Source organism: Amycolatopsis sp. M39 (assembly GCF_001651785.1).
In the GTDB taxonomy this organism is placed as follows: domain Bacteria; phylum Actinomycetota; class Actinomycetes; order Mycobacteriales; family Pseudonocardiaceae; genus Amycolatopsis; species Amycolatopsis rubida.
Genome location: NZ_LWSF01000021.1, coordinates 140,663 through 166,354 on the forward strand (window position 1 = coordinate 140,663; position 25,692 = coordinate 166,354).

Below are 25,692 nucleotides of genomic sequence, written 5' to 3' on the forward strand. Positions count from 1 at the left end.
CCTAGTTCCTCGCCAGCAGGCTGCTGGCTTCTTGGGCTGCGGGTCCTTCGGCGGCGAGGTGGGCGAGGTTCTCCGGCAGTTCCTCGCCCCGATGGGCCTTGGTCTGGGCGTACAACCGGCCCGCGCGATACGACGACCGCACCAGCGGACCCGCCATCACCCCCGGGAACCCGATCGCCTCGGCCGTCCTCGCATGCTCCACGAACTCCTCCGGCTTGACCCACCGGTCCACCGGATGATGCCGCGGCGAGGGCCGCAGGTACTGCGTGATCGTGATGATCTCGCACCCCGCGCCGAACAACTCCCGCAACGCGACACCGACCTCGTCCGGAGTCTCCCCCATCCCCAGAATCAGATTCGACTTCGTCACCAGCCCCGCCGCCCGAGCCCGCGTGATCACCTCCAACGACCGCGCGTACCGGAACCCCGGACGGATCCGCTTGAAAATCCGCGGCACCGTCTCCACATTGTGCGCCAGCACCTCCGGCCGCGACCCGAACACCTCGGCCAGCTGAACCGGCTCCGCGTTGAAATCCGGGATCAGNCTCCACACCCGTACCCGGGTTCAACGCGTGGATCTGCCGGACGGTTTCCGCGTACAGCCACGCACCCCCGTCATCGAGATCGTCGCGGGCCACACCGGTGACCGTCGAATACCGCAACCCCATCGCCCGCACCGACTCCGCGACCTTCCGCGGCTCCGCCCGATCCAAAGCAGCAGGCCTGCCCGTGTCGATCTGACAGAAATCACACCGCCGCGTGCACTGATCCCCACCGATCAAAAACGTCGCCTCCCGATCCTCCCAACACTCGTAAATATTGGGACAACCAGCCTCCTCGCACACCGTGTGCAAACCCTCACGCTTCACCAAACCCTTCAGCTCAGTGAACTCCGGACCCATCCGCACCCGCGTCCTGATCCACGACGGCTTCCGCTCAACCGGCGTCTCACTGTTGCGCACCTCAAGCCGCAACAACTTCCGCCCCTCCGGCTGCGCGCTCATCGGCTCAGGTCCGCGTACAGCGGGTGCTTCTTGGCCAGCAGTTCGACCCGGTTGCGCAGCGCCTGCTGCGCGGCCTCGTCGAAGTCCGGCTTCAGCGTCTCGGCGATGATGTCGGCGACCTCGGTGAAGTCGTCGGCGTCGAAACCGCGGGTGGCCAGCGCCGGGGTGCCGATCCGCAGTCCCGAGGTGACCATCGGCGGACGCGGGTCGAACGGCACCGCGTTGCGGTTGACGGTGATCCCGGTCGAGTGCAGCCGGTCCTCCGCCTCCTGGCCGTTGAGCTGGGAGTTCACCAGGTCGACGAGCACCAGGTGCACGTCGGTGCCGCCGGTGAGGACGCGGACGCCCGCCTCGGCGCAATCGGTGCGCGACAGCCGGTCGGCGAGGATCTTCGCGCCTTCCAGGGTGCGCTCCTGGCGCTCGCGGAACCCGTCGGTCGCGGCGATCTTCAGCGCCACGGCCTTGGCCGCGATCACGTGCTCCAGCGGACCGCCCTGCTGACCGGGGAACACCGCCGAGTTGATCTTCTTCGCCAGTTCCTGACGGGAGAGGATCAGGCCGCCGCGCGGGCCGCCGAGGGTCTTGTGCGTGGTGGTCGTGACGATGTCCGCGTGCGGCACCGGCGACGGGTGCAGCCCGGCGGCGACGAGGCCGGCGAAGTGCGCCATGTCGACCATCAGCTTGGCGTCGACCAGGTCGGCGATCCGGCGGAACTCGGCGAAGTCGAGCTGACGCGGGTAGGCCGACCAGCCGGCGACGATCAGCTTCGGCTTGTGCTCGATCGCCAGCCGCTCGATCTCGGCGACGTCGACGATCCCGGTCTCCTTGTCGACGTGGTAGGCGACCACGGTGTACAGCTTGCCGGAGAAGTTGATCTTCATCCCGTGCGTCAGGTGGCCGCCGTGCGCGAGATCGAGGCCGAGGATGGTGTCGCCCGGCTTCAGCACCGCGAACATCGCCGCCGCGTTGGCCTGCGCGCCCGAGTGCGGCTGCACGTTCGCGTGCTCCGCGCCGAACAGCGCCTTGGCCCGGTCGATCGCGAGCTGCTCGACGACGTCGACGTGCTCGCACCCGCCGTAGTAGCGGCGGCCCGGGTAGCCCTCGGCGTACTTGTTGGTCAGCACCGAGCCCTGCGCCTCAAGCACGCCGACCGGGGCGAAGTTCTCCGAGGCGATCATTTCGAGCGTCGACTGCTGGCGGTCCAGCTCCGCGGCCACCGCGGCGGCGACCTCGGGGTCCGCTTCGGACAGGTGGGCGTCGAACGGGGAAACCATCAGTTCTCCTGGGTCAGCTCGGCGTACGCGGACGCGTCGAGCAGCTCCGGGACGTCGCCCGAGAGCCGCACCTGCAGCAGCCATCCTTCGGTGTAGGGGTCGGAGTTGATGACCTCGGGGGTGTCCGATGTGGCCTCGTTCACCGCCACCACCTCGCCGCTCACCGGCGAGTACAGCTCGCTGACCGACTTGGTCGACTCGACCTCGCCGAACACCTCGCCCGCGGTGACGGTGTCGCCGACGCCGGGCAGCTGCACGAACACGATGTCGCCGAGCGAGCCGGCCGCGAACGCGGTGATGCCCACCGTCGCGACGCCGTCGGAGACCGACAGCCACTCGTGTTCCTTCGTGTAGGACAGGTTCTGGGGGATGCTCACGGTTCTAGGGCCTCTCAGGCTCGGGAGTAGAAGGGCAGGGCGACGACCTCGACCGGCTCGACGCGGCCCCGGATGTCGACGGACAGCGCGGTGCCGGGCTCGGCGTGCTCCCGGTCTACATACGCCATCGCGATCGGGTAGCCCAGCGTCGGCGCCAGCGCGCCGCTGGTGATCTCCCCGATAGTGGCATCCCCGGACAGCACGGCGTACCCGTGCCGCGGGGCGCGGCGGCCGGTGCCGCGCAGGCCGACCCGCACACGCGGGACGTCGGCCTTCTTCAGCTCCTCCAGGGCCGCGCGGCCCACGAAGTCGCCCGGCTTCTCGAACTTCACGACCCGGCCGAGACCGGCGGCGAACGGGTTCAGCTCGCGGCTGAGTTCGTTGCCGTACAACGGCATTCCGGCTTCCAGCCGCAGCGTGTCGCGGCAGGCGAGCCCGCACGGGACCAGACCGTGTTCCTGGCCGGCCTCGGTCAGCAGCTGCCACAACGCCGGAGCCTGCGCCGCGGGCACGAACAGCTCGAAGCCGTCCTCGCCGGTGTAGCCGGTGCGGGCCAGCAGCACGTCGATGCCCTTCACGACGGCGGGCACGCTCGCGTAGTACTTCAGCGACGCCAGGTCGGCGTCGGTCACCGCGGCGAGCACGTCGACCGCCTTCGGGCCCTGGACCGCGATCAGCGCGGTGTCCACAGACCGGTTCTCCACCACCGCGTCGAACCCGGCGACGCGCTCGGCCAGCGCGTCCGCGACCACAACGGCGTTGCCCGCGTTGGCCACCACCAGGTACTCCTCGTCGGCGAGCCGGTAGACGACCAGGTCGTCCAGCACGCCGCCGTCCGCGTCGCAGATCATCGTGTAGCGGGCGCGGCCCGGCTTCACGCCGGTCAGGTTGCCGACCAGCGCGTAGTCGAGCACGTCGGCGGCCTGCGCGCCGCGGACGTGGATCTCGGCCATGTGCGACAGGTCGAACAGCCCGACCGCCTCGCGCACCGCCTTGTGCTCGGCCAGTTCGCTGGCGTAGCGCACCGGCATCGACCAGCCGGCGAAATCGGTGAACAGCGCGCCGAGGTCCTTGTGGACCTGGTGCAGAGGGGTTTCCGTCACAGGAAGCCTTTCGTTGTCGCGAGCGGAGGACACGCTCACGCGTCGTACGCGTCGAGGGGCGGGCAGGAGCAGACGAGGTTGCGGTCGCCGCGCGCCCCGTCGATCCGCCGCACCGGCGGCCAGTACTTGGTCTTGCGCGCCACGCCGGCCGGGTACACCGCCAGCTCGCGGTCGTAGTCCGCGGTCCACTCGCCGGCGATCGACGACGCGGTGTGCGGCGCGCCGCGCAGCGGGCTCGTCTCGGCGGTCCAGCGACCGGCCGCGACCTCGTCGATCTCGCGCCGGATGGCGATCATCGCCTCGCAGAACCGGTCGATCTCGGCGAGGTCCTCGCTCTCGGTGGGCTCGACCATGAGCGTGCCCGCGACCGGGAAGGACATGGTCGGCGCGTGGAAGCCGTAGTCGATGAGCCGCTTCGCGACGTCGTCCACGGTCACGCCGGTTTCCTTGGTGATGCCGCGCAGGTCGAGGATGCACTCGTGCGCGACCAGGCCGTCCTGCCCGGTGTAGAGCACCGGGTAGTGCGGCGCGAGCCGGGCGGCGATGTAGTTGGCCGCGAGCACCGCGACCTTGGTCGCCTCGGTGAGCCCGGGCGCGCCCATCATCCGCACGTACGCCCAGGAGATCGGCAGGATCGACGCCGAACCGTAGGGCGCGCCGCTGATCGGGCCGACGCCGGTGTCCGGTCCGGCCTGCGCGAGCAGCGGGTGGTTCGGCAGGTACGGCGCGAGGTGTTCGCGCGCCGCGACCGGGCCGACGCCGGGACCGCCGCCGCCGTGCGGGATGCAGAAGGTCTTGTGCAGGTTCAGGTGCGAGACGTCGCCGCCGAACTCGCCCGGCTTCGCCAGGCCCAGCAGGGCGTTGAGGTTCGCGCCGTCGACGTACACCTGGCCGCCGCCGTCGTGCACGATCTTGGCGAGCCGCTCGATGCCGTGCTCGTAAACGCCGTGCGTGGACGGGTAGGTGACCATGATCGCGGCGAGATCACCGCTGTGGCTGTCCACTTTGGACTGCAGGTCTTCGAGGTCGACGTTGCCCTCGTCGGTGCACTTGACCACGACCACGCGCATCCCGGCGAGCACCGCGGACGCGGCGTTGGTGCCGTGCGCGGACGACGGGATCAGGCAGACGTCGCGCTCGGGCTGGCCGTTCGCCCGGTGGTAGGCGCGAATCGCCAGCAGCCCGGCGAGCTCGCCCTGGCTGCCCGCGTTCGGCTGCAGCGACACCTGGTCGTAGCCGGTGACCTCGGCCAGCCAGCCGGACAGCTGGCGGACCAGCTCGTGGTAGCCCTCGGCGTCCCCGGCCGGCGCGAACGGGTGGATGCCCGCGAACTCGCGCCAGCTGATCGGCTCCATTTCGGTGGTGGCGTTGAGCTTCATCGTGCAGGACCCGAGCGGGATCATCCCGCGGTCGAGCGCGAAGTCCTGGTCGGCGAGGCGGCGCAGGTAACGCAGCATCGACGTCTCGGACCGGTGCGTGCTGAACACCTCGTGCGTCAGGTAGCCGCTCTCGCGGGCGAGACCGTTCGGGAGCGCCTGCGCGGCTTCCCACGCACCGTCGATACCGAAGGCGCGAAGCACCTTCGCGAGGGTGTCGGGACGCGTGACCTCGTCGGAGGCGATGCGGACGTGGTCGGCGTCGATGTGGCCGAGGTTGATCCCCACCTCACGCGCAGCCGCGTGCACCTCAGCCGCACGGCCAGGCACCTTCGCGACGACAGTGTCAAAGAAGGCCTCGTGCACGACTTCGACGCCACCGGCGCGCAGCGCGTTCGCGAGACCGGCCGCGAGCTCGTGAACCCGCGTCGCGATCGCCTTCAGCCCCTCGGGACCGTGGTAGACCGCGTACATCGCCGCGAGCACCGCGGGCAGCACCTGCGCGGTACAGATGTTGGAGGTCGCCTTCTCGCGACGGATGTGCTGCTCACGCGTCTGCAGCGCGAGGCGGTACGCGGTGTTCCCGTCCGCGTCCACGGACACGCCCACAAGACGGCCGGGCAGCGACCGCTCCAGACCAGCGCGGACCGCCATGTACCCGGCGTGCGGACCGCCGTAGCCCAACGGGACGCCGAAGCGCTGCGTAGAACCAACAGCGACGTCCGCGCCGAACTCGCCAGGCGCGGCGATCAAGGTAAGCGCCAGCAGGTCGGCGGCGACCGTGTACAGCGCGCCCGCGGCCTTCGCCGCTTCGGAAACCGCGTGGTAGAAACCCCGGCCGCGCAGCACGCCGGACGCGCCGGGGTACTGCACGATGACGCCGAAGAACTCCTCGGGCAGCCCGGTGAGCAGGTCGCGCACCTGCACGTCGATGCCGAGGCCGGCGGCGCGCGTCCGCACGACCTCGATGGTCTGCGGAAGGCATTCGGAGTCGAGAACGACCACAGTGGACTTCGACTTCGACGCGCGGCGCATCAGCGTCATCGCCTCGGCGGCCGCGGTGGACTCGTCGAGCATCGAGGCGTTGGCGATCGCCAGCCCGGTCAGGTCGGACACCGCGGTCTGGAAATTCAGCAGCGCTTCGAGCCTGCCCTGCGAGATCTCCGGCTGGTACGGCGTGTACGCGGTGTACCAGGCCGGGTTCTCCAGCACGGTGCGGCGGATCACGCCCGGCGTGACGGTGTCGGAGTAGCCGAGGCCGATCATCTGCGTCATCGGCCGGTTGCGCGCGGCGAGCGCCCGAAGCTCGGCGGTGGCCTCTTCCTCGGACGCGGGCGCGGGAAGCGCCAGGTCACCGGCCGTGCGGATGGCGGAGGGCACCGCCGCTTCCACGAGGGCGTCCAGGCTTCCGTAACCGCATTCGGCGAGCATCTTCGCCCGCTCGGCCTCGCCGGGACCGATATGGCGGGTGTCGAAGGGGGTGGAGGTGATGGGAGCTCCTCGGGACGGGCACCGGGCGCGGCGGTGCACTGGGAACTCCCCCTCTGTCATGGGCACCTGAGAGTTTCACCGCGCGCTCGGCGCGGCTTTCACCTTGGGTGAGGCGCGGGTGCGCCTGCTTTCCAGAGTGGCCTCGCCAAAAGCGGTAGCGGTTACCTGAGAGATTCCGGGGAGTTTGCTCCTTCGGTGTCCCACTGCTGGCATGGGACTCTCCCGCTCCGGCTCGAACGGCCCTGTGTTCAATTGTGGGTGCGGCCACCCTACCTGCCGCTTCACGCGCCAGTCTACCTCTCCCGGCCTACACCACACCCCCCGCCAAAAGGTCCGTGAAGGGCTCCTTGCCGGAATCTGATTCCCGCAAGGAGCCCTTCACGGACGGTTACAACGGGGTCACGTAAGCGCCGGAGAGGCCGCCATCGACCAGGAACTGCGCGGCGGTGATGAAGCTGGCATCGTCGCTCGCGAGGAAGGCCACCGCGGCGGCGATCTCCTCGGGTTCGGCGAAGCGGCCGACCGGAACGTGCACCAAACGGCGAGCCGCGCGCTCCGGGTCCTTCGCGAACAGTTCCTTCAGCAGCGGCGTGTTGACCGGCCCCGGGCACAGTGCGTTGACCCGGATGTTCTCGCGCGCGAACTGCACGCCCAGCTCGCGCGTCATGGCGAGCACGCCGCCTTTCGAAGCGGTGTAAGAAATCTGCGACGTCGCGGCTCCCAGCACAGCCACGAACGACGCGGTGTTCACGATCGAACCGCGGCCCTGGCGCTGCATGTGCGGCAGGACGGCCTTGCAGCACAGGTACACCGAAGTCAGGTTGACCCGCTGCACCTTCTCCCAGGCTTCGATGCCGGTGGTGAGGATCGAGTCGTCCTCCGGCGGCGAGATGCCCGCGTTGTTGAACGCGACGTCGACCGCGCCGAACTCGTCGACCGTCGTCTGGAAAAGGGCTTCGACCTGGTCCGCGTCGGTGACGTCGACCTGGACGAAGGCCCCGCCCACCGCGTCGGCGGCCGCCTTGCCCGGCTCCGGCGCGACGTCGCCGATCACCACCTTCGCGCCTTCGCTCGCCAGCCGCTTGGCGGTGGCGAGGCCGATGCCGCTCGCGCCGCCGGTGATCACCGCGACGCGGCCGTCAAAACGCTGCACCATCTATTCCTCCGTGCTTTCCGTGCTGAGGAAAACGTTCTTCGTCTCGGTGAAGGCGGCCGCGGCGTCCGGGCCCAGTTCGCGGCCGAGGCCGGACTGCTTGAAGCCGCCGAAGGGCGTCCAGTACCGGACCGAGGCGTGCGAATTCACCGACAGGTTCCCGGATTCGACACCGCGCGCGACCCGGAAGGCGCGGCCGACGTCGCGAGTCCAGATCGAACCGGACAGGCCGTATTCGGTGTCGTTGGCCATCCGCACGGCTTCGGCTTCGTCGCGGAAGCGGACCACCGCGACGACCGGGCCGAAGATCTCGTCGCGGGCCAGCGGATCGTCCAATCCCGGCGGGAGCACGACGGTCGGCGCGAACCAGTAACCCGGCCCGGACGGAGCGCTGCCGCGGAAGGCGACCGGCGTCTGTTCGGTGACGTAGGAGGAGACTTTCGCGTGGTGGGCCGCGGAAATCAGCGGGCCCATCTCGGTCGCCTCGTCGCCCGGATCGCCGACGACCACGCCCCGCACCGCGGGTTCCAGCAGTTCGAGGAACCGGTCGTAAACGGTGTCCTGCACCAGGATCAGCGACCGCGCGCAGCAGTCCTGCCCGGCGTTGTCGAACACCCCGTACGGCGCGGTCGCGGCGGCCTTCTCCAGGTCGGCATCGGCGAACACGATATTGGCGTTCTTGCCGCCCAGCTCCAGCGTCACCCGTTTCACCTGCGCCGCGCAGCCGGCCATGACCTGCTTGCCGACCTCGGTGGAGCCGGTGAACACGACCTTGCGCACCGCCGGATGCGTGACGAACCGTTGCCCGACAACCGATCCCTTGCCCGGGAGCACCTGGAAGACGTCGTCGGGGATGCCCGCCTCGCGGGCGAGTTCGGCCAGCCGCAGCGCGGTGAGCGGGGTCAGCTCGGCCGGTTTGAGCACGACCGTGTTGCCCGCCGCGAGCGCCGGCGCGAAGCCCCAGCCCGCGATCGGCATCGGGAAGTTCCACGGCACGATCACGCCGACGACGCCCAGCGGCTCGTGGAAGGTCACGTTGACGCCGCCGTCGACCGGGATCTGGCTGCCCAGCAACCGTTCCGGCGCGCCCGCGGAGTATTCGAGCAGGTCGCGCACGTTGCCCGCTTCCCAGCGCGCGTTGCCGATCGTGTGCCCGGAGTTCTCGACCTCCAGGCGGGCGAGGTTTTCGCGGTCGGCGTCGACCGCGTCCGCGAACCGGCGCAGCAGCCTCGCCCGATCGCCAGGGGCGACCGCCCGCCAGGCCGGGAACGCGGCGTGCGCGCGGGCGATCGCGGCACCGGTCTCCGCCTCGGTGGTCAGCTCGACCTGGCGCACCACTTCCGCGGTCGCCGGGTTGCGCACCTCGAACGTCGTCATTTCCCCTCCTGCGCGGCGTTCACCAGCGCGGCGAACAGCCGGACGTCGTCGCCGTCCTGCTCTGGATGCCACTGCACGCCGAGTACGAACTCCCCCGGCATCTCGGCGGCCTCGACCGTCCCGTCCGCCGCGCGGCCGGACGCGACCAAGCCGGAGCCGAGCCGGTCGATCGCCTGATGGTGGTAACACTGGACTTTCGTTTCCCGGCCCAGAATCGCGGCCGCCCGCGTGCCGTCGACCAGGTTGACGATGCTGGTGCCGAAGGTCGCCGGGGCGGGCTGATGCGTTGCGTCGCCCAGGGTTTCCGGCAGATGCTGCGAGAGCGTGCCGCCGAGCGCGACGCTCATCACCTGCAGCCCGCGGCACACGCCGAGCACCGGCTTCCCAGCCGCGCGCGCCGCCTCGAACAGGCCGAACTCGAACGCGTCGCGCTCGGGGCGGATGTACGTCGCCGGGTGCGGCTCCTGGTCGTATCGGCTGGGTTCGACGTCCGCGCCGCCGGTGAGGACGAGACCGTCGATACGTCCCACGAGCGCGTCGTACTTCGTGCTTACCGGCGGCAGCAGCACCGGGATCCCGCCCGCCTTGACCACACAGTCCGCGTACACCCGGTGCAGCAGCGTCGCTTCGGTGTCCCAGGCCAAGAACTTCGCCTGTTCCGAATAGGTGCTGAGCCCGATGACAGGCGGGTCAGAGTCGTTCGAAACCACGGATGCGCTCCCAATCGGTCACAGCTCGCTCGTACGCTTCGCGCTCGATCCGCGCGGCGTTGAGGTAATGGTCGACTACATCGGCACCGAAGGCATCTCGCGCGATACGGCTGCCTTCGAGGACTTCAGCCGCTTCAGCAAGCGTGACGGGCACAGTGGGCTTGTCGGACGCGTACGCGTTGCCGACGAACTCAGGCTCCAACGGCAGTTCGTTCTCGATGCCGTGCAGCCCCGCAGCGACCATCGCGGCGACAGCGAGGTACGGGTTGACGTCTCCGCCGGGTACGCGGTTCTCGACGCGCAACCCGTCACCGTGCCCGACAACGCGCAACGCGCACGTACGGTTGTCCGTGCCCCACGCGATCGCTGTCGGCGCGAAGCTGCCAGAGACGTAACGCTTATAGGAGTTGATGTTTGGAGCGAAGAAGTACGTCAGCTCGCGCAACGCTTCCAGCTGTCCGGCGAGGAAGTGCTGCATCAGCTTCGAGAAGCCGTGGTCGCTGTCGCCGGGAAGCACCGCTTCGCCGGACTTGCCGCGAAGGCTCAGGTGGATGTGACAGGAGTTGCCTTCGCGTTCGTTGTACTTCGCCATGAACGTGAGGCTCTTGCCCTCCTGCGCGGCGATCTCCTTTGCACCATTTTTGTAGATGCCGTGGTTGTCGCAGGTCGCGAGCGCTTCGGCGTAACGGAAGGCGATCTCGTGCTGACCCGGGTTGCACTCGCCCTTCGCCGACTCCGGGTACAGGCCCGCGCCCGCCATCCCGTTGCGGATCCGGCGCAGCAGCGGCTCGATGCGCGCGGTGCCGAGCATGGAGTAGTCGACGTTGTACTGATTGGACGGTTTGAGGTCGTGGTAGCGCTTGTCCCACGCGGACTCGTAGGAGTCGTCGAACACGATGAACTCCAGTTCGGTGCCCACGTACGCCTTCAGGCCGCGTTCGGCGAGCCGGTCGAGCTGACGGCGCAGCACCTGGCGCGGCGAAACGGAAACCGGCCCGCCCTGCACGCGCTCGACGTCCGCGAGCACCAGCGCGGTGCCCTCCTGCCACGGGATCTCCCGCAGCGTCGCGAAATCCGGCCGGAGCACGAAGTCGCCGTAGCCGCTCTGCCAGGACGAGATGGCGTAGCCGTCGACGGTGTTCATGTCGACGTCGACGGCGAGCAGGTAGTTGCACGCCTCGGTCGCGTGGCCGACCACCTCTTCGAGGAAATACTCCGCCGAACAGCGCTTGCCCTGGAGCCGCCCCTGCATGTCGGTGAGCGCGACGAGCACCGTGTCGATCGTGCCCGCCGTCACCCGTTCGCGGAGTTCTTCGAGCGTGAGCATTCCTCGCCTGGCCGCCATCGCATCGCCCCAAAGGTTCGGATCAGGTCCTTTGCGGCTTCTTCCTACCGGGCCGCGGTGCCCTGGTCAATCTACTGAAAGGTATTTTCTTATACCTTTAAACGCGTGCTCACCCGGCCGCACCCGCGCGGCGCCTGCTATGTCCGGGTTGCCCGGCTGAGAAGATACTGTGAATCGGGTGCGTCCGGGACCAAATCCGCCGCCTCGTGCGTTGGACCGGGCAAGAGAGGTGAGAGGGATGACTGAAGCATTCACGCAGACCACGTTCAGCCAGCAGCAGGCGCGGCCGCAGTTCCCGACGCTGCCCACCGGGTGGCCGATCGGGTCGTACGAGTCCTACGAACAGGCCCAGCAGGCCGTCGACCACCTCGCGCACGCTGATTTCCCGGTCACCGACGTCACGATCGTCGGGGTCCAGCCGATGCTGGTGGAGCGCATCGCGGGCAAGATGAGCTGGAGCCGGATGCTCAGCAGCGCGGCCATGTCCGGCGCGGTGTTCGGGCTGTTCCTCGGCCTGGTGCTGAGCATGCTCAACCCGGCCGCCGGGCTGCTCTCGATCGTGCTCGGCCTTGCCGCGGGTGTCGTGTTCAACGTGGCCTTCGGCGCACTGGGCTACGCGGCGAACCGCAACAAGCGAGGGTTCATCTCGCAGAGCCAGCTGGTCGCGCAGCGCTACGACGTGCTGTCGCAGCCGCGCAACGCCGAGAAGGGCCGCCAGCTGCTGGCGGACCTGGCCGCGCGCTCCGCGTTCAACCACTGAGTTCCGCTACTCGCCTCCCGGGCGCCCGGGCCGTTCGCGGCCTGGGCGCCCGGTTTCGCGAGGGGCGGGGGCTCGTGAACGCCTGTGCCGGTTCTCACCGGGATCAACACTCACGACCCCTCTCACCGCGGCGGCGGGACCGACGTCGCGGAGGCCTTCGGGATCACCGCCGCGAACGGCACCCCCGCGTCCTCCCGGCAATAGCCGCGATAACCGTTGTAGCCGTTGACGTTCCCGTGGTCGTCCTGCACTCCCTCGACGACCTTCGGGCGCGGGAAATGGTTGTCCTGCCCGGTCATCTGGCTCGTGCCGGTGTCCTTCTCACAGCCGTAGCGGGTGATCGCGAGCGGACGGCCCCGGTCGTCGTACAGGTAGACGTCCTCCAGCGGCTTGCCGTTCGCGTCGAAGACGTAGAGGTTGCTCAGTTCGTGCGTGCCGTAGCGCAGCGCCTCGTTGCCGTGGACGTCCTCGTACGTCGACGAGGCGTACATCGGGGCGGAATTCGAGGAGTACGTGCGGTCCCGGACGAGGTTGACCGCCGCGCCGAGGCCGCCGAACGCGCTGCCCACCACGAACGCCGACACCGGCACCGCGATCCACAGCATCCGCCCGTCGGCCTTGGTCCGCGGGCCGGCCCACATCACCAGGCCCGCGCCGACGAGCAGTACCGGCAGCAGCAGGACCGCGTGCAGGTTGCGGATCATCAGCAGCAGCCCGAACGCCAGCAGCGCGAACCCGCAGACCACCCACCACGCCGGCTTCAGCGAATTGAGATACGTGAGCGCGCGGTCGGCCGACCGGTCGTCCCGCATCGACTTCACCATCGCCTTGGCGCGGACCACCTCCGGCAGTTCCCGCATCGCATCCACGCCGCGGAGCAGCAGGAACGCCACGCTCACCGCGAACACCGGAGCCAGCACGAGCATCCCGACCAGCATCTCGACGTCGAAGCGCACCGCGGTGGAGAACGCGACCAGCGCCGTCCCCGCCGCACAGAACAGCAAGCCCCACAGGGCAAGCCGCGGCCCGACCCGGCCCGGCTTCGCCGCCGGGAGCACTTCGGCCGCCGTCTGCGGAGCCTCCGGGGCGGGCGGGTAGCCGCCGGACACCCGCAGTTCGGCCGCGTAGCACTCCGGAGTGCCGAGCCGAGCGACGAGATCCTCGACCCGCGCCGCCGCCCCGAGTTCCGTCTCCATCTCGGCCAGCTGCGGCCGGACGTCCTCAAGCAGTTCCTCGATCTCGTTCGCGGGCAGATCCGCGAGCGCGGTGCGCACCCTCGCCAGGTACGCCCGCGCGGCCGTCGGCTTGTCCGTGCTCATGCTGCCTCTCCCCGATTCGTGCCGCGTTCCGCCTGTCCGCGCGGTCAGGCCCGCTCTTTCACCAAACTGTCCATAGTGGACGCGAAGCTGCGCCACGTGCGCGCCGATTCGGCGAGCCGCGCCCGGCCCCGGTCGTTCAAGCTGTAGTACTTGCGGTGCGGGCCCTCTTCGCTCGGAACCACGTAGGACGTCAGCAACCCCGCCTTGTACAGCCGCCGCAGCGTGCCGTACACCGAGGCGTCCCCGACCTCGTCCAGGCCGGCGACGCGAAGTCTTCGCAGCACGTCGTAGCCGTACCCGTCGTCGTCGCGCAGCACCGCGAGGACCGCCAGGTCCAGCACTCCCTTGAGCAGCTGACTGATCTCCACGGCGTTCCTTCCCCGGTCCTGCGCGAGAGAAGGTACCACGCATAGCGCAGTAGCGTGCCCAGCGAGCGGCCGTCCGGCGGTATCGCTGCCCATCCGGCCAGGTCAGCGGGAGACAAACGGCCGGGTCTACACTGTAGACATCCTGGTCTACGCTGTAGACATGGTCGAGATTCCGACAGCCGAACGGCTCGCGGCGGCGGCGCGCGAGATCATCGCCGCCGAGGGCGCGGCGGCGGTCAGCATGCGCCGGGTCGCCGAAGCCGCCGGAGTCACCGCGATGGCGATCTACCGGCATTACGAGAACCGCGAGGTCCTGCTGCGCGCGGTCGCCGACGCCGCCGGCCGCGAACTGGGCGCGGCGTGGAAGGACCCGGCCCCGGACGGCGAATGGCTCGATCGCTTCGACGCGCTGCTGGACCGGTTCCTGGATTTCGCGCTCGGCCAGCCGCATCTGTACCGCTTCCTGATGACCGACGGCTGGCCGCGGGCCCGGCTGTATCCGGACGGTTTCCGCGAACCCGGGTCACCACCGTTCACCGCGCTGGTCCGGCTGATCGAAGAAGGCATGCGCGAGGGCGTGCTGCGCGACGACGATCCGCTGGAAGCCGCGCTGACTGTGAGCACGCAGACGCAAGGCATGGTGCTGCACTACCTCGCCGGACGGATGGGGGCGGCGGAACCCGAGTTCCGCGCGCTGTGCCGGCGTACTTCCCGGAGGATTTTCAATGGCCTCAGACCGTAGTGCCCGCTGGCAGATCCCAGCCGCGCTGCTGTCTTCGGCAGTGCTCTTCTACTTCGGCACCGGCCTCGCGCCGATCGCCGCGTTGACCTGGCTCGCGCCGTTTCCGGTACTGCTGCTGGCAACCCGCGTCGGCGGCTGGACTGCCGCAGGCGCCGCGTTCGACGCTTTCCTGCTCAGCACCGCGAATATGTGGGCCTATCAAGCACATTCCGGCGACGAGCCGCTGTGGCCGTTCGGTGCCGCCATCGACGTCGGGATGTCGCTGGCGTTCACGTTCGCGGTCTGGCTTTTCCGGGCTTTGGTGCGCCGCCGCCGAACGCTGCTGGCCAGCCTGGCCGCCCCGGCGGCGAGGACCGCCCTCTTGTACCTGATCGCGACGTCGAACCCGATGGGAATGATGGGTTCGCTCTCCAACGACCAGGGCGACGCACCGCTCGTGCTGCAAACCGCTTCGTGGGCCGGAATGGGGGGCGTCGAGTTTTTGGTGCTGCTGCCCGCCTGTGCGGTCGCCGCGATGTGCGCGCCCGGAGCTTCTCGGCTGCCCACCGGGGTCGTCGCCGGAGTCATTGTGGCTTTGTCGCTTGGCGGCGGTGCCCTACGGCTTTCCGGCACGAGCGGCCCGACAGCGCGGATGGCCGCGATCACGCAAAACGCTGGCTACCACTGGGGTCCTGAACTCGGCACCACTCACGGCCGTGCCCTGGTGCAGGACTACCTCGACCGGATCTCCGCCATGCCCGACGGCGTGCAGCTCGTTGTATTGCCCGAAGCCGCTTTCAGCGCCGAAGAAGAATGGCCCGCCGCTCTGGTCGAGCCGATGCGACGCGCGGCCAAGGCCCGCGGCACCGCGATCGTGGTCGGCTTCGAGTACTACGACCGTCCCGGCAAGCACAACTACGACTACGCACTGGCCTTTCCCGCCGACGGCTCGGCACCCGTTCGCTACCTGAAGCAGCACGACCTGGTGAGCCCGCCCGGCCGGAACCTGGTGTTCGTCCCCGGCGCGGCCGGGTCGACCGGCTTGGTGATCTGCGGCGACACGACGTTCGCCTCCCCCAGCCGCGACTACGCCGCCGCCGGTTCGCGAGTCCTCGCCGTCCCGGCGGAACTGGCGGTCCCGCCGGGCAGCAACGACGAGGGCGGCTGGCAGCACACCCGCAACGCGCTGCTGCGGGGTGTCGAAAGCGGACAGTCGATAGCCCTCTCCGACGCGAACGGCAGCCTGATCCTGTCCGACGGCTACGGCCGCGTCCTCGGCGAAGCCCGCACCGGCGGCCCGGCCCCGTTCACGTCAGTCGTCGCCGACGTCCCAGCGGGTCCCGGCCAGACGTTCCACACTCGCTTCGGCGACTGGTTCGCTTGGCTCTCCCTGGTGATTACCGTCGCCGGCTTGGTCTTCACGCGACTCCGGTCGACTACGCGGCCCGCGCCCGCCGTTGACACCTCGGGCACGAAAACGACGACCGGTTCATGAACGGCTCCCTCCGGATTGGCGACCCGCACCGACGGCACGGCATCCCTTCCTGGCCGTACGCATCGAGCGAGCGCTCGAAGTACCCCGACTGTCCGTTCACATTCACATAGAGCGCATCAAACGACGTCCCGCCCGCCAGCAACGCCGCCGACATCACGTCACTAGCCGAGGACAGCAGCGTTCGCCCCTGCGCGGCAGTGAGTTTCTCGGTCGGCCGAGACCAATGCAGTTTGGACCGCCACAACGCCTCGTCGGCATAGATGTTGCCCACCCCGGACACCAACGTCTGGTCCAGCAGCGCACGCTTCACCTCAGTCCGCCGCGACCGCAGCGCACGCACCGCCGCCTCCGGGTCGAACTTCGGATCCATCGGGTCCCGGGCGATGTGCGCGATCGTGCCGGGCAGGCTGTCCCCGTCCACCTCGACCAGGTCGTCTAGGGCCAGCCCGCCGAACGTCCGCTGGTCGACGAAGCGCAGTTCCGGTCCGGCGTCGGCGAACCGGACCCGGACGCGCAGATGTTTCTCGTCCGGCGCGTCCTCGGGCTGCACCAGCATCTGGCCGCTCATGCCGAGATGCGCCAGTACCGCCTCGCCGTCGGACAGGTCCAGCCACAGGTATTTGCCGCGCCGCCGGGCCGCTTCGATCGTGACTCCGGCGAGCCGTCCGGTGAAGTCGGCGGCTCCTTGCGCGTGCCGCCGGATGGCGCGCTCGTGCAGCACCTCGACCGCCCGGACGGTACGGCCGGCGACGTGCGCTTCGAGACCGGCGCGGACGGTCTCGACCTCGGGTAGTTCGGGCATGCGCTCATTCTGCCTGGCACCCCCGACAATTTCGGGGCCGGTGCCGCTGCGGAACCACGACGAGGACCCGAGAGCTTGCACACCGCGGGGACCAGTTCTCCGGCATCGAAAAACTGGGCCGGGGCGGCGCGGCCCGAGCGGGCACAGCCGAAACCGGCACCGGTCCCGCCGCACGAAAACGGGGCTGGTCAGCGAACCTCGCCGACCAGCCCCGGGAAGAGAAAACGCGTCAGCTCGCGTCGTCGCCCGTGCCGAGTTCCTCCGACAGGGCCCGCCAGGCGGTCTCCGCGGCCTTCTGCTCGGCTTCCTTCTTCGTGGTGCCGTTGCCTTCGCCCAGCGCGCGGCCCGCCACCAGCACGGTGGCGGTGAATTCCTTGCGGTGGTCGGGACCGCTGTCCTCGACGCGGTACTCGGGCACGCCGAGTCCCCCGGAGGCGGTCAGCTCCTGCAGACTGGTCTTCCAGTCGAGGCCTGCCCCGCGCAGCGGAGCCTCGGCCAGCAACCCGTCGAAGAGGTGGTGCACGAGCTTGCGCGCGACCTCGATGCCGTGCGCGAGGTACGTGGCGCCGATGACGGCTTCGAGACCGTCGGCGAGGATGCTCGCCTTGTCGCGGCCGCCGGTGAGCTCTTCGCCCTTGCCCAGCAGCAGATGCGCCCCGAGCCCGCCCTCGCCGAGCCCGCGCGCGACGCCGGCCAGCGCGTGCATGTTGACGACGCTGGCGCGCAGCTTCGCGAGCTGCCCCTCGGGCAGGTCGGGGTGGGTGGTGTAGAGGTGGTCGGTGACGACGAGGCCGAGCACCGCGTCTCCGAGGAACTCCAGTCGCTCGTTCGGCGGCAGGCCGCCGTGCTCGTACGCGTACGAGCGGTGGGTGAGCGAAAGACGGAGCAGCTCGGGGTCGAGAACGACCCCGAGCGCCTCGAGCAACGATGCGGGATCGGCCGCGGGTCCTCCGACGGGCTTACCCCCCATGGTCGGCTGCCCGCTCAGGCGGGCTCGACGACCTGGCGGCCGTTGTGCTGGCCGCAAGCCGGGCAAGCGACGTGCTGGATTTTCGGCTGGCGGCAGGCGCGGTTGGAGCAAGGCACCAGCTGAACCGGAGCCGCCTTCCACTGGCTGCGGCGGGAGCGCGTGTTGGATCGCGACATCTTCCGCTTCGGGACGGCCACGAGTAGATCTCCTTCAAACGGTCTGCTCGCGGATGCGAGCGAACTTACTTCTCCCGGATCGAGCTGGACGCTCGTCAGGCTTGCTCTCCGGAGCCGTGCGCAGGCTTTTCGCCCGCGTTCTCGTCGAATCGCTCGACCAGCGCGGCCCACCGAGGGTCTATCTTCTCATGCCCGTGTCCGGGCTCGAGATCGGCCCACTTGACGCCGCATTCGATGCACAGTCCCGGGCAGTCCTCGCGGCACAGCGGGGCGAGCGGAAGCGCCAGCACCACGGCGTCGCGGACGGTCGGCTCGAGGTCGATCCGGTCGTCGACCAGGCGAGGGATCTCGTCCTCGTCGGTGGTCTCCTCGGTGGCCGAGCCCGGATAGGCGAACAGCTCGGTGAGGTCGGCCTCGACGTTCTCGGTGACCGGGTCGAGGCAGCGCGAGCACTCGCCGGTCGCCACGGCCGCGGCGGTGCCGGTGACGAGGACGCCCTCGACGACGGATTCGAGCATCAGGTCGAGCTCGACCGGCTCGCCTTCGCGGATTTCGAGCACGCCGGGGACGCCGAGCGAGACCGGCACGGGCGCGCTGCGGCGCAGCTCCCGGCTGAGTCCCGCGCGGCGGCCGAGTTCACGGGTGTCGACGACCCACGGGCTGCGGTCGTCGAGCTGCGCGGGGCGGGGGTTCTGGGCAGGGTTTTCGGACATCGCCTACCAGCGTACGCAGCCCCCGCAACCTCGTTAGAGGAGGCCAGGTCTCGTGAGTGCTGATCCCGGTTCTCACCGGGATCAGCACTCACGAGACCCCCGCCGCCCGAAGCCTGCCTCACAAGGTCTCAAACCTGGTAGTCGTACAGCGTCGAGCGGCCGCCGCCGTGGCCGGTCGAGGGCGAGCGCAGGTGGTTGCGGCCCGAATCGACGGTGCGCAGCGTGGTGGCCAGCAGCTCGGAGAACTCGGCCAGTTTGCCGTCCACGTACGCGTCGCAGTCGGCGCGCTGGCGGTCGGCTTCGGCGTGCGCCTCGTCGACGATGCGCGCGGATTCGGCGTGCGCGGCCTGCACGACCTCGGTCTGCGAGACGAGCCGGGCCTGTTCGGCGCGGGCGTCCTCGATCGCGCGGTCGTAGGCGTCGCGGCCGGCCTGGACCATCCGCTCGGATTCGGCGCGGGACCGTTCGGTGAGGTTCTGGTACTCGGCCTGCCCGCCCGCGACCATGCGCTCGGCCTCGTTGTGCGCGTCGCCCAGCATCTGTTCCGCGCGGGCGCGCGCGTCGGCGAGGATGCGCTCGGCCTCGGACGTGGCGTCCGACACGGTCCGCTCGGCTTCCTCGTTCGCGCCCGAGACGGTCTCCCCCGCCTCCTTGCGCGCGGCGAGCAGCAGGTCGTCGCGCTTGTCGAGCACGTCCTGCGCGTCGTCCACTTCGCCGGGAAGCGCGTCGCGGACGTCGTCGAGCAGCTCGAGGACGTCGCCGCGGGGCACCACGCAGCTGGACGTCATGGGAACCCCACGGGCCTCTTCGACGATCGTGACGAGCTCGTCGAGTGCCTCGAAAACCCGGTACACGGCCACTCCCTCAAGCAGTTTCCCCGATCACTGGCTTCCAGTCTGCCCGCTTCGCAGCCTGAACCGGTGAACGAGCACCCGACCGGGCGTGTCCTGGCCCCCGCGCGGAAGGAGCGGCCTCACCCGCCGGTGGGGCCGCCCCTCGCGCACTGGCATCAGCCGTTGAGATCGATCTTCTGGAAGGTGGCGTAGTGGTCCGGCGTGTACACGAGCTCGCCGCCCTTGCCGGAGATCACGCGGTCTTCCGAGCCGACGTCGTACAGCGTGTAGTAGCCGGCGTCGCACGCGGGCAGGACGCCCTCGCGGTTCTCGTAGGTCGTGCCGTCGTCGAGGGTGCCCTGGCGCACGCCGTCGACGACCTGCCTGGCGTCGGCGGACAGCGTCGAGTAGCCGACCGGGCTCAGCTTCGAGAGGTCGCCGCACTTCGTCGGGGTGGTGCCGCCGTCGATGTCGATGACCTGGAACGACTTGTAGTGGTCGCCGGTGTAGAAGTACTCGCCGTCCTGGCCGGTCACGATCCGGCGGGTGCCGCGGTTGCTCGAACCGGGCGTGGGCACGGTGTACTCGTGGTAGTAGCTCGACGCGCAGGAGGGCAGGATCCCCTCGCGGTTGGTGAAGACGACGCCGTCGTTCTTCGGGTACGGGAACGGTCCGTTCGTCTGGATGAGCTTGTAGGTGTCAGTCGCCTGCGCGGGCAGCGCGGACAGCTTGACGTGCGTGAAACCGGACAGATCCCCACAGGAGTTCTGCTTCGGCTGCACGGACGCCGGAGCCGCCGGGGACAGCGGCACGGCCGCCGCGGCGGTGCCGAACCCCAGGAAACCGACCAGCAGTGCGAAAAGGACACCGACTATGCGGCTGCGGTTGTTGGTCATTTTCGGACGGTAACCCGGTCGGGTGGTCTGAAGAATGACGCGAGGTGAACAGCTTCGGGCCGCGGCCGAAATCCCGACGAAGGCAGTAATCCGTTCAGGCTAAATCGGCCGCTGGGCTGGCCTTTCGGCCGGACGCGGTGCTCAGTCCCGCTTGGCGTAGACCGCGACGAGGCGTTCGTACACCACCGGCGGCACCAGGTTCTCGATGTCGCCGCCGAGCGCCGCGATCTCCTTGACCAGCGAGCTGGACACGAAGCCGTACGCCGGGTTGTTGGCCATCAGCAGCGTTTCGAGGCCGGTGAGCTCGCGGTTCATCTGCGCCATCTGCAGCTCGTAGTCGAAGTCGCTGACCGAGCGTAGGCCCTTCGCGACCGCGGCGATGTCGTTGTCGCGGCAGTAGTCCACGAGCAGGCCCTGCCACGAATCGACGCGCACGTTCGGCAGTTTCGCGGTGATCTCGCGCAGGATCTCCATGCGTTCCTCGACGCTGAAGAGGCCCTTCTTGCTCTTGTTCACCCCCACCGCGACGACAACCTCGTCGAAGAGCGCCGAAGCCCGCTCGATGATGTCGAGATGTCCGTTGGTGGCCGGATCGTAAGAACCGGGACAGACCGCACGCCGCATGGCGCGGACGCTATCAAGCCGCGCCGCCACGCGCGCTCTCGTGACGACTGCGTCACACCTCAGATGAGCTGTCGTACTCAGCCCAGTACAGCGCCGTATCGCCGTAGCGCTTGTCGCGAAGCGGCTTGAACGTCGACGGCCAGTCCGGAGCACCGTCGCGCGCAGCCCGTTCGATCACTGTCAACGCGCCTTCGGTGAGCCAGCCACCGCTGTGTAGCGAAGCGAGCACTGCGCCCAGCGAAGCAGCATCGACCACGTACGGCGGATCTGCGAGCACCACGTCGAACTGCACCGTCGCAGGCGCAGCGACCACTGTCTCTACTTGGCCAGCGCGCACCGTGCCGCCTAGCCGCAACTCCGCGACGTTGCCGCGAAGCACGTCTGCCGCCCGGCGGTCGGCCTCCACGAACCACGCGTCCGCGGCACCGCGCGAAAGCGCTTCGAGGCCGAGCGCGCCCGAGCCGGCGTAGAGGTCGAGCACACGGGCTCCGTCCAGCTCACCGGCCACTTCGAGGGCGTTGAAGAGTGCTTCCCGCACCCGCTCCGACGTCGGGCGGGTGCCTTTGGGCGGCACCTTCAGCCGCCGTCCGCCCGCCTTCCCCGCCACGATCCTCGTCACCCGGCCATCTTCGCCCAAGGTCGCGATGTGGCGTTGGGCAGGACTTGCCGAACCCGCGCGCGCGGGCGCGTAGAGTCGTTCTTCGCCCTCCAGAGGCGCGTTGATGGAGTTCAAGGGAGCGTTGCGTGTCGGAACCCCGGGTGAGACGGGCTGAGATCGCCGTCGAGCAGGCACACGTCGACCGGGTCTACACGCGGCTCGCCGAGCTGCGGACCCAGGCCGAGGCGATGCGGGCCAAGGGCTACGAACTGGGCCAGGGCGCACAGCGCGAAGCGATCTTCGAGCAGGCGTCGATGCTGTTCGAGCGCGACATGATGGTCTACCACGCGAACCAGACCCTGCAGACGCTCGACGCCGAGTACGAAGGCCTGGTCTTCGGCAGGCTCGACCACCTCGACCGCGAGCACATCTACGTGGGCCGCCTCGGCATCCGCGACACCGAGTTCGACAACCTGGTCACCGACTGGCGCGCGCCCGCGGCCGCCGCGTTCTACCAAGCGACCGCCGAAGAGCCGATGGACGTCGTGCGTCGCCGGGTGATCCGCTGCTCCGGGCAGACAGTGCTGGACGTGGACGACGACGTGCTGATCGCCGACGCCGTGCCCGAGGACATGCAGATCGTCGGAGAGGGCGCGCTGATGGCCGCGCTCGGCCGCTCGCGCGGCGAGAAGATGCGCGACATCGTGGCCACGATCCAGAAGGAACAGGACGAGGTCATCCGCGCGCCGTGGCGCGGGGTCACCGAGATCACCGGCGGTCCGGGCACCGGCAAGACGGCCGTCGCGCTGCACCGTGCCGCGTACCTGTTGTACCGGCACCGTCGTCAGCTCGGCGGCGCGGGCGTTCTCGTGATCGGCCCTTCGGGCGTCTTCACCACGTACATCTCGCGCGTGTTGCCGTCGATGGGCGAAACGAACGTAGAGCTGCGCGCGCTCGGCGAAGTCCTCGACGGTCTCGAAGCGACGCGACAGGACACAGCCGCGCTGGCCGCGATCAAGGGTTCGCTTCGGATGCGAAAGGTGCTTCTGCGCGCGTTGCGCGAAACTCCTCCCGAAGCGCCGGCGGAGCTGAAGATCGTCTATCGCGGCGAAGTACTGAAGCTCACTGCGCGCGAGTTGGACAAGGTACGGCGCAAGGCGCACACGCAGGGCGCGCCGCCGAACCGGTCGCGCGTACGCGTGGCAGAGCTGCTGCTGGCCGCGTTGGCGGACAAGGCCGAGGAGTACGCGAAGGCGGACGGCAAGGAGATCGACCGCGCGGAGCTGATCAATGATCTCGGCGAGCGCATCGACTTCCACCGCTTCCTCGTGGTGTGGTGGCCGGTGCTGTACCCGGCGCAGGTGCTTAAGTGGCTCGGTGCCGAGAAGCGGATGGCCGCGGCGGCGAAGGGCATTCTGAACCGCAACGAGATCAGCCTGCTCTCGGCTGATTTCGCGGACCGTTCGCGCGGCTGGTCGGTCGCCGACGTCGCGTTGCTGGACGAGTTGCGCGTGCTGGTCGGGCCGGAGCCGAAGCGCCGCCGTCGCCAGACCGTGGTCGAGGTGGCCCCGGAGCGCGGCAGTTCCGGAGGCGCGCCGCACCGTCCGGAGCACTACGACGAGTACTCGCACGTGGTCGTCGACGAATCACAGGACCTTTCGCCGATGCAGTGGCGGATGATCGGCCGTCGCGGCAAGTACGCGAGCTGGACCGTCGTGGGCGACCCGGTGCAGAGTTCGTGGCCGGATCCTGGCGAGGCGGCGCAGGCGCGCGACCAGGCGTTCGGTGTGAAGACCACGCGACGGCGCTTCACGCTCCGCACGAACTACCGGAACTCGGCGGAGATCTTCGACCTGGCGGCGAAGGTTGTGGCGGGCCATGCGAAGGCCGACGAACTGCCCAAGGCCGTGCGCACCACCGGAATCGAGCCGGAGGTCCGGCCGGTCGACCAGGCGGCGCTGGCGACGGCGACGCAGAGCGCGGCGAAGGAACTGCTCGGCGCGGTCGAGGGCACGATCGGGGTGATCACCGCCATGGACCGCGTAGAAGAGGTCGAAGGCTGGCTCGCCGGGCAGGCCGACGAGCGGCTCAAGGTCGTCGGCAGCCTCGATTCGAAGGGCCTTGAGTACGACGCGGTCGTGCTGGTCGAGCCGATGGACCTGGTCACCGAGTCCTCGACTGGGCGGCGCGTGCTGTATGTCGCGCTCACCCGGGCGACGCAGCAGCTGATCGTGCTGGCGTCCAACCCGGTCTGGCTGCCGGACTCGTGAGTGGCGATCACGGTCAGCACCGTGATCGCCACTCACGAGGCGCGACGGGAAGGGAACGCCCGCCTCGCGCGTTACTCCCTCTGTGACCTCCCTGCCTGACGTGCCGCTGTCCGTGCTCGACCTGTCCCCCGTTTCCGAAGGGAAGGGGGTCGGCGAGGCGCTGCGCAACACGCTCGATCTCGCCCGCAACGCCGAGCGGCTGGGCTATCACCGGTACTGGCTCGCCGAGCACCACAACATGCCGGGCATCGCCAGCTCGGCCACAGCGGTGCTGATCGGGCAGGTCGCGGACGCCACCGAGAGCATCCGCGTCGGGTCCGGCGGGATCATGCTGCCGAACCACGCGCCGCTCGTGGTGGCTGAGCAGTTCGGCACGCTGGAGGCGTTCCACCCGGGCCGGATCGACCTGGGCATCGGCCGCGCGCCGGGCACCGACCAGCGCACCGCGCTCGCGCTGCGCGGGCCGGGCGGGCTGTCCGCGGAGAACTTCCCCGAGCACCTGATGGAGCTCATCAGCTACTTCGAGCCGGACGCGGCGCGCGGCGTCAACGCGGTCACCGCCGAGGGCAACAAGCCGCCGGTGTGGCTGCTCGGCTCTTCCGGCTTCAGCGCGCAGCTGGCCGGACGGCTCGGGCTGCCGTTCTCCTTCGCGCACCACTTCGCCGCCGAGAACACGATTCCGGCGGTACGGCTGTACCGCGAGAACTTCCGTCCGTCCGAGGTGCTTTCCGAGCCCTACGTGATGCTGGGTGTGCAGGTGATCGCCGCCGAGACCGACGAGCGCGCGGAGTACCTGGCCGGGCCGAGCGGGCTGGCCTTCCTCAGCCTGCGCCGCGGTCGTCCGATCGCGCTGCCGACGCCGGAGGACGCCGCCGAGTACCCGTACACCGAAATGGACCGCGCGTTCCTCGCCGAGCGGTTCGGGTCGAGCATCGTCGGCGGGCCGGAGAGTGTCCGGAAGGGACTGGACCAGCTGCTGGCCGACACCGACGCGAACGAGCTGATGATCACCACGATGGTGCACGGCCATGAGGACCGCGTGCGTTCGTACGAGATCGTCGCGGACCTGAAGCGCTGATGGAGGTCTTCGACTGGCACGGGCAGCAGGTGCGGTGGTCCCGGCAGGGTTCGGGGCCGCCGCTGGTGTTCTGCCACGGGACGCCGTGGTCGTCGAAGCTGTGGGAGCCGATCGCGTCGACATTCGCGCCGGACTTCACCGTGTACCTGTGGGACATGCCGGGCTACGGCAGTTCCACCATGGCCGAGGGACAGGACGTCTCGCTGGCCGCGCAGGGCGAGACGTTCGCCGCGCTGCTGGACCACTGGGGCCTCGACGAGCCGGACGTGGTGGCACACGACTACGGCGGCGCGGTCAGCCTGCGCGCGTTTCTGTTGCACGGCGCGGCTTACCGGTCGCTGGCGCTGGTGGACGTCGTCGCGCTGGCCCCGTGGGGTTCGGAGTTCTTCCGCCTGGTGGCGGAGAACGCGGGGGTGTTCGCGCAACTGCCGCCGAATCTGCACGAGGCGCTGGTGCGGGAGTACATAGCCGGTGCCGCCCACCGTCCGTTGTCCGCCGAAGCACACGACATGCTCGTCGCGCCTTGGCTCGGTCCGGCGGGGCAGGCCGCCTTTTACCGGCAGATCGCACAGGCCGATCAGCGGTACACCGACGAAATCGAGCCGCGCTACCGCGACGTCAGCGTGCCCACGCTCGTGGTGTGGGGCACCGAGGACACCTGGATCCCGGTCGACCGCGCACACCGGCTCGCCGGGACGATCCCGGGCGCCGGACTGGAATTGGTCCGTTCGGCCGGGCATCTCATCCACCTGGACGCGCCCGAGGCGCTGACCGCTTCGCTGCACCGCTGGCTCGCCCGCTGAAATATCCGGAAACCGCCGCACCGGTATTTATTTTCCGGCACTGACAACCGCATTCC

General features: G+C 69.4%; 24 protein-coding genes, 1 pseudogene and 1 riboswitch. Of the genes and pseudogenes, 6 read left to right on the forward strand and 19 right to left on the reverse strand.

What is annotated here, in order from left to right:
- Position 1 precedes the first annotated feature (1 nt).
- From lipA to A4R44_RS33220, 9 genes and pseudogenes are all read right to left on the reverse strand, one after another.
- Positions 2 to 1,004 (reverse strand): annotated as a pseudogene (lipA, locus tag A4R44_RS33180) (lipoyl synthase).
- Positions 1,001 to 2,278, reverse strand: a complete 1,278-nt coding sequence (gene glyA, locus A4R44_RS33185; protein WP_067589408.1) for a serine hydroxymethyltransferase — start codon at positions 2,276 to 2,278, stop codon at positions 1,001 to 1,003. The pseudogene lipA and the gene glyA overlap by 4 nt, the downstream one beginning before the upstream one ends.
- A complete protein-coding gene (gene gcvH / locus A4R44_RS33190; protein ID WP_067589411.1) occupies positions 2,278 to 2,655 on the reverse strand; it encodes a glycine cleavage system protein GcvH in 378 nt (125 codons plus the stop codon). The genes glyA and gcvH overlap by 1 nt, the downstream gene beginning before the upstream one ends.
- A gap of 14 nt (positions 2,656 to 2,669) precedes the next feature.
- The gene (gcvT, locus tag A4R44_RS33195) at positions 2,670 to 3,758 is read right to left on the reverse strand and encodes a glycine cleavage system aminomethyltransferase GcvT (protein WP_067589415.1); all 1,089 of its coding nucleotides are present in this window, start codon (positions 3,756 to 3,758) and stop codon (positions 2,670 to 2,672) included.
- A gap of 35 nt (positions 3,759 to 3,793) precedes the next feature.
- A complete protein-coding gene (gcvP, locus tag A4R44_RS33200; protein ID WP_202507514.1) occupies positions 3,794 to 6,685 on the reverse strand; it encodes an aminomethyl-transferring glycine dehydrogenase in 2,892 nt (963 codons plus the stop codon).
- A riboswitch (glycine riboswitch) is annotated at positions 6,669 to 6,770 on the reverse strand. It overlaps the preceding gene by 17 nt.
- Before the next feature lie 243 nt (positions 6,771 to 7,013).
- Positions 7,014 to 7,781: a 3-oxoacyl-ACP reductase gene (locus A4R44_RS33205; protein ID WP_067589421.1), complete on the reverse strand. Its 768-nt coding sequence runs from the start codon at positions 7,779 to 7,781 to the stop codon at positions 7,014 to 7,016.
- Positions 7,782 to 9,155 (reverse strand): aldehyde dehydrogenase, encoded by a 1,374-nt coding sequence (locus tag A4R44_RS33210; RefSeq protein ID WP_067589424.1) that lies wholly within the window; start codon positions 9,153 to 9,155, stop codon positions 7,782 to 7,784.
- Positions 9,152 to 9,865, reverse strand: a complete 714-nt coding sequence (locus A4R44_RS33215; protein ID WP_067589427.1) for a gamma-glutamyl-gamma-aminobutyrate hydrolase family protein — start codon at positions 9,863 to 9,865, stop codon at positions 9,152 to 9,154. The genes A4R44_RS33210 and A4R44_RS33215 overlap by 4 nt, the downstream gene beginning before the upstream one ends.
- Complete coding sequence (locus A4R44_RS33220; protein WP_198545530.1) at positions 9,846 to 11,210, reverse strand: glutamine synthetase family protein; 1,365 nt, start codon at positions 11,208 to 11,210, stop codon at positions 9,846 to 9,848. The genes A4R44_RS33215 and A4R44_RS33220 overlap by 20 nt, the downstream gene beginning before the upstream one ends.
- A gap of 238 nt (positions 11,211 to 11,448) precedes the next feature.
- Here A4R44_RS33220 and A4R44_RS33225 point away from each other — a divergent pair, with 238 nt between their 5' ends.
- Positions 11,449 to 11,970 carry a general stress protein gene (locus A4R44_RS33225; RefSeq protein WP_067589432.1) on the forward strand — a complete coding sequence of 174 codons (522 nt, stop codon included), beginning with the start codon at positions 11,449 to 11,451 and terminating at the stop codon, positions 11,968 to 11,970.
- Positions 11,971 to 12,092: 122 nt separating this feature from the next.
- Here A4R44_RS33225 and A4R44_RS33230 read toward each other — a convergent pair whose 3' ends face one another.
- Together A4R44_RS33230 and A4R44_RS33235 are read right to left on the reverse strand one after the other, a co-directional pair.
- Positions 12,093 to 13,289, reverse strand: a complete 1,197-nt coding sequence (locus A4R44_RS33230; RefSeq protein ID WP_067589435.1) for a DUF1700 domain-containing protein — start codon at positions 13,287 to 13,289, stop codon at positions 12,093 to 12,095.
- Positions 13,290 to 13,333: 44 nt separating this feature from the next.
- On the reverse strand, positions 13,334 to 13,657 hold the full coding sequence (locus A4R44_RS33235) for a PadR family transcriptional regulator (RefSeq protein WP_037811647.1): 324 nt from the start codon (positions 13,655 to 13,657) through the stop codon (positions 13,334 to 13,336).
- Positions 13,658 to 13,817: 160 nt separating this feature from the next.
- On the opposite strand from A4R44_RS33235, the gene A4R44_RS33240 reads away from it, so the two are divergent.
- Together A4R44_RS33240 and A4R44_RS33245 are read left to right on the forward strand one after the other, a co-directional pair.
- Positions 13,818 to 14,399, forward strand: a complete 582-nt coding sequence (locus A4R44_RS33240; RefSeq protein WP_067589439.1) for a TetR/AcrR family transcriptional regulator — start codon at positions 13,818 to 13,820, stop codon at positions 14,397 to 14,399.
- The gene (locus tag A4R44_RS33245; RefSeq protein ID WP_067589442.1) at positions 14,383 to 15,873 is read left to right on the forward strand and encodes a nitrilase-related carbon-nitrogen hydrolase; all 1,491 of its coding nucleotides are present in this window, start codon (positions 14,383 to 14,385) and stop codon (positions 15,871 to 15,873) included. Before A4R44_RS33240 ends, A4R44_RS33245 begins: the two co-directional genes overlap by 17 nt.
- Here A4R44_RS33245 and mutM read toward each other — a convergent pair.
- The 8 genes from mutM to rsmD form a co-directional block, all read right to left on the reverse strand.
- Positions 15,815 to 16,675 (reverse strand): bifunctional DNA-formamidopyrimidine glycosylase/DNA-(apurinic or apyrimidinic site) lyase, encoded by an 861-nt coding sequence (gene mutM / locus A4R44_RS33250; RefSeq protein WP_067589445.1) that lies wholly within the window; start codon positions 16,673 to 16,675, stop codon positions 15,815 to 15,817. The genes A4R44_RS33245 and mutM overlap by 59 nt on opposite strands.
- Before the next feature lie 229 nt (positions 16,676 to 16,904).
- Complete coding sequence (gene rnc / locus A4R44_RS33255) at positions 16,905 to 17,645, reverse strand: ribonuclease III (protein ID WP_182892148.1); 741 nt, start codon at positions 17,643 to 17,645, stop codon at positions 16,905 to 16,907.
- 14 nt (positions 17,646 to 17,659) lie between these two features.
- Positions 17,660 to 17,842, reverse strand: coding sequence for a 50S ribosomal protein L32 (gene rpmF, locus A4R44_RS46510; protein ID WP_009074209.1), 183 nt, complete (start codon positions 17,840 to 17,842; stop codon positions 17,660 to 17,662).
- A 74-nt stretch (positions 17,843 to 17,916) separates the two neighbouring features.
- Positions 17,917 to 18,534, reverse strand: coding sequence for a DUF177 domain-containing protein (locus A4R44_RS33260; RefSeq protein WP_067589447.1), 618 nt, complete (start codon positions 18,532 to 18,534; stop codon positions 17,917 to 17,919).
- 128 nt (positions 18,535 to 18,662) lie between these two features.
- Positions 18,663 to 19,388, reverse strand: a complete 726-nt coding sequence (locus A4R44_RS33265; RefSeq protein WP_067589532.1) for a DivIVA domain-containing protein — start codon at positions 19,386 to 19,388, stop codon at positions 18,663 to 18,665.
- Between the two features lie 155 nt (positions 19,389 to 19,543).
- Positions 19,544 to 20,263, reverse strand: a complete 720-nt coding sequence (locus tag A4R44_RS33270; RefSeq protein WP_067589454.1) for a ribonuclease domain-containing protein — start codon at positions 20,261 to 20,263, stop codon at positions 19,544 to 19,546.
- Positions 20,264 to 20,404: 141 nt separating this feature from the next.
- The gene (coaD, locus tag A4R44_RS33275; protein WP_067589456.1) at positions 20,405 to 20,887 is read right to left on the reverse strand and encodes a pantetheine-phosphate adenylyltransferase; all 483 of its coding nucleotides are present in this window, start codon (positions 20,885 to 20,887) and stop codon (positions 20,405 to 20,407) included.
- A gap of 52 nt (positions 20,888 to 20,939) precedes the next feature.
- Positions 20,940 to 21,506 (reverse strand): 16S rRNA (guanine(966)-N(2))-methyltransferase RsmD, encoded by a 567-nt coding sequence (gene rsmD, locus A4R44_RS33280; protein ID WP_198545531.1) that lies wholly within the window; start codon positions 21,504 to 21,506, stop codon positions 20,940 to 20,942.
- 125 nt (positions 21,507 to 21,631) lie between these two features.
- Here rsmD and A4R44_RS33285 point away from each other — a divergent pair, with 125 nt between their 5' ends.
- The 3 genes from A4R44_RS33285 (at position 21,632) to A4R44_RS33295 (ending at position 25,636) form a co-directional block, all read left to right on the forward strand.
- Positions 21,632 to 23,755, forward strand: coding sequence for an AAA family ATPase (locus A4R44_RS33285; protein WP_067589462.1), 2,124 nt, complete (start codon positions 21,632 to 21,634; stop codon positions 23,753 to 23,755).
- A gap of 82 nt (positions 23,756 to 23,837) precedes the next feature.
- Positions 23,838 to 24,833 (forward strand): LLM class flavin-dependent oxidoreductase, encoded by a 996-nt coding sequence (locus A4R44_RS33290; protein ID WP_198545532.1) that lies wholly within the window; start codon positions 23,838 to 23,840, stop codon positions 24,831 to 24,833.
- Positions 24,833 to 25,636 (forward strand): alpha/beta fold hydrolase, encoded by an 804-nt coding sequence (locus A4R44_RS33295; protein WP_067589465.1) that lies wholly within the window; start codon positions 24,833 to 24,835, stop codon positions 25,634 to 25,636. Before A4R44_RS33290 ends, A4R44_RS33295 begins: the two co-directional genes overlap by 1 nt.
- Positions 25,637 to 25,692 lie beyond the last annotated feature (56 nt).

Coding starts and splice junctions, on each gene's coding strand:
- glyA (WP_067589408.1), bottom strand. CDS start 2,278: ATGGTTTCCCCGTTCGACGCCCACCTGTCCGAAGCGGACCCCGAGGTC.
- gcvP (WP_202507514.1), bottom strand. CDS start 6,685: ATGACAGAGGGGGAGTTCCCAGTGCACCGCCGCGCCCGGTGCCCGTCC.
- A4R44_RS33205 (WP_067589421.1), bottom strand. CDS start 7,781: ATGGTGCAGCGTTTTGACGGCCGCGTCGCGGTGATCACCGGCGGCGCG.
- A4R44_RS33210 (WP_067589424.1), bottom strand. CDS start 9,155: ATGACGACGTTCGAGGTGCGCAACCCGGCGACCGCGGAAGTGGTGCGC.
- A4R44_RS33220 (WP_198545530.1), bottom strand. CDS start 11,210: ATGGCGGCCAGGCGAGGAATGCTCACGCTCGAAGAACTCCGCGAACGG.
- A4R44_RS33225 (WP_067589432.1), top strand. CDS start 11,449: ATGACTGAAGCATTCACGCAGACCACGTTCAGCCAGCAGCAGGCGCGG.
- A4R44_RS33230 (WP_067589435.1), bottom strand. CDS start 13,289: ATGAGCACGGACAAGCCGACGGCCGCGCGGGCGTACCTGGCGAGGGTG.
- A4R44_RS33240 (WP_067589439.1), top strand. CDS start 13,818: ATGGTCGAGATTCCGACAGCCGAACGGCTCGCGGCGGCGGCGCGCGAG.
- A4R44_RS33245 (WP_067589442.1), top strand. CDS start 14,383: ATGGCCTCAGACCGTAGTGCCCGCTGGCAGATCCCAGCCGCGCTGCTG.
- mutM (WP_067589445.1), bottom strand. CDS start 16,675: ATGCCCGAACTACCCGAGGTCGAGACCGTCCGCGCCGGTCTCGAAGCG.
- rnc (WP_182892148.1), bottom strand. CDS start 17,645: ATGGGGGGTAAGCCCGTCGGAGGACCCGCGGCCGATCCCGCATCGTTG.
- A4R44_RS33260 (WP_067589447.1), bottom strand. CDS start 18,534: ATGTCCGAAAACCCTGCCCAGAACCCCCGCCCCGCGCAGCTCGACGAC.
- A4R44_RS33270 (WP_067589454.1), bottom strand. CDS start 20,263: ATGACCAACAACCGCAGCCGCATAGTCGGTGTCCTTTTCGCACTGCTG.
- coaD (WP_067589456.1), bottom strand. CDS start 20,887: ATGCGGCGTGCGGTCTGTCCCGGTTCTTACGATCCGGCCACCAACGGA.
- A4R44_RS33295 (WP_067589465.1), top strand. CDS start 24,833: ATGGAGGTCTTCGACTGGCACGGGCAGCAGGTGCGGTGGTCCCGGCAG.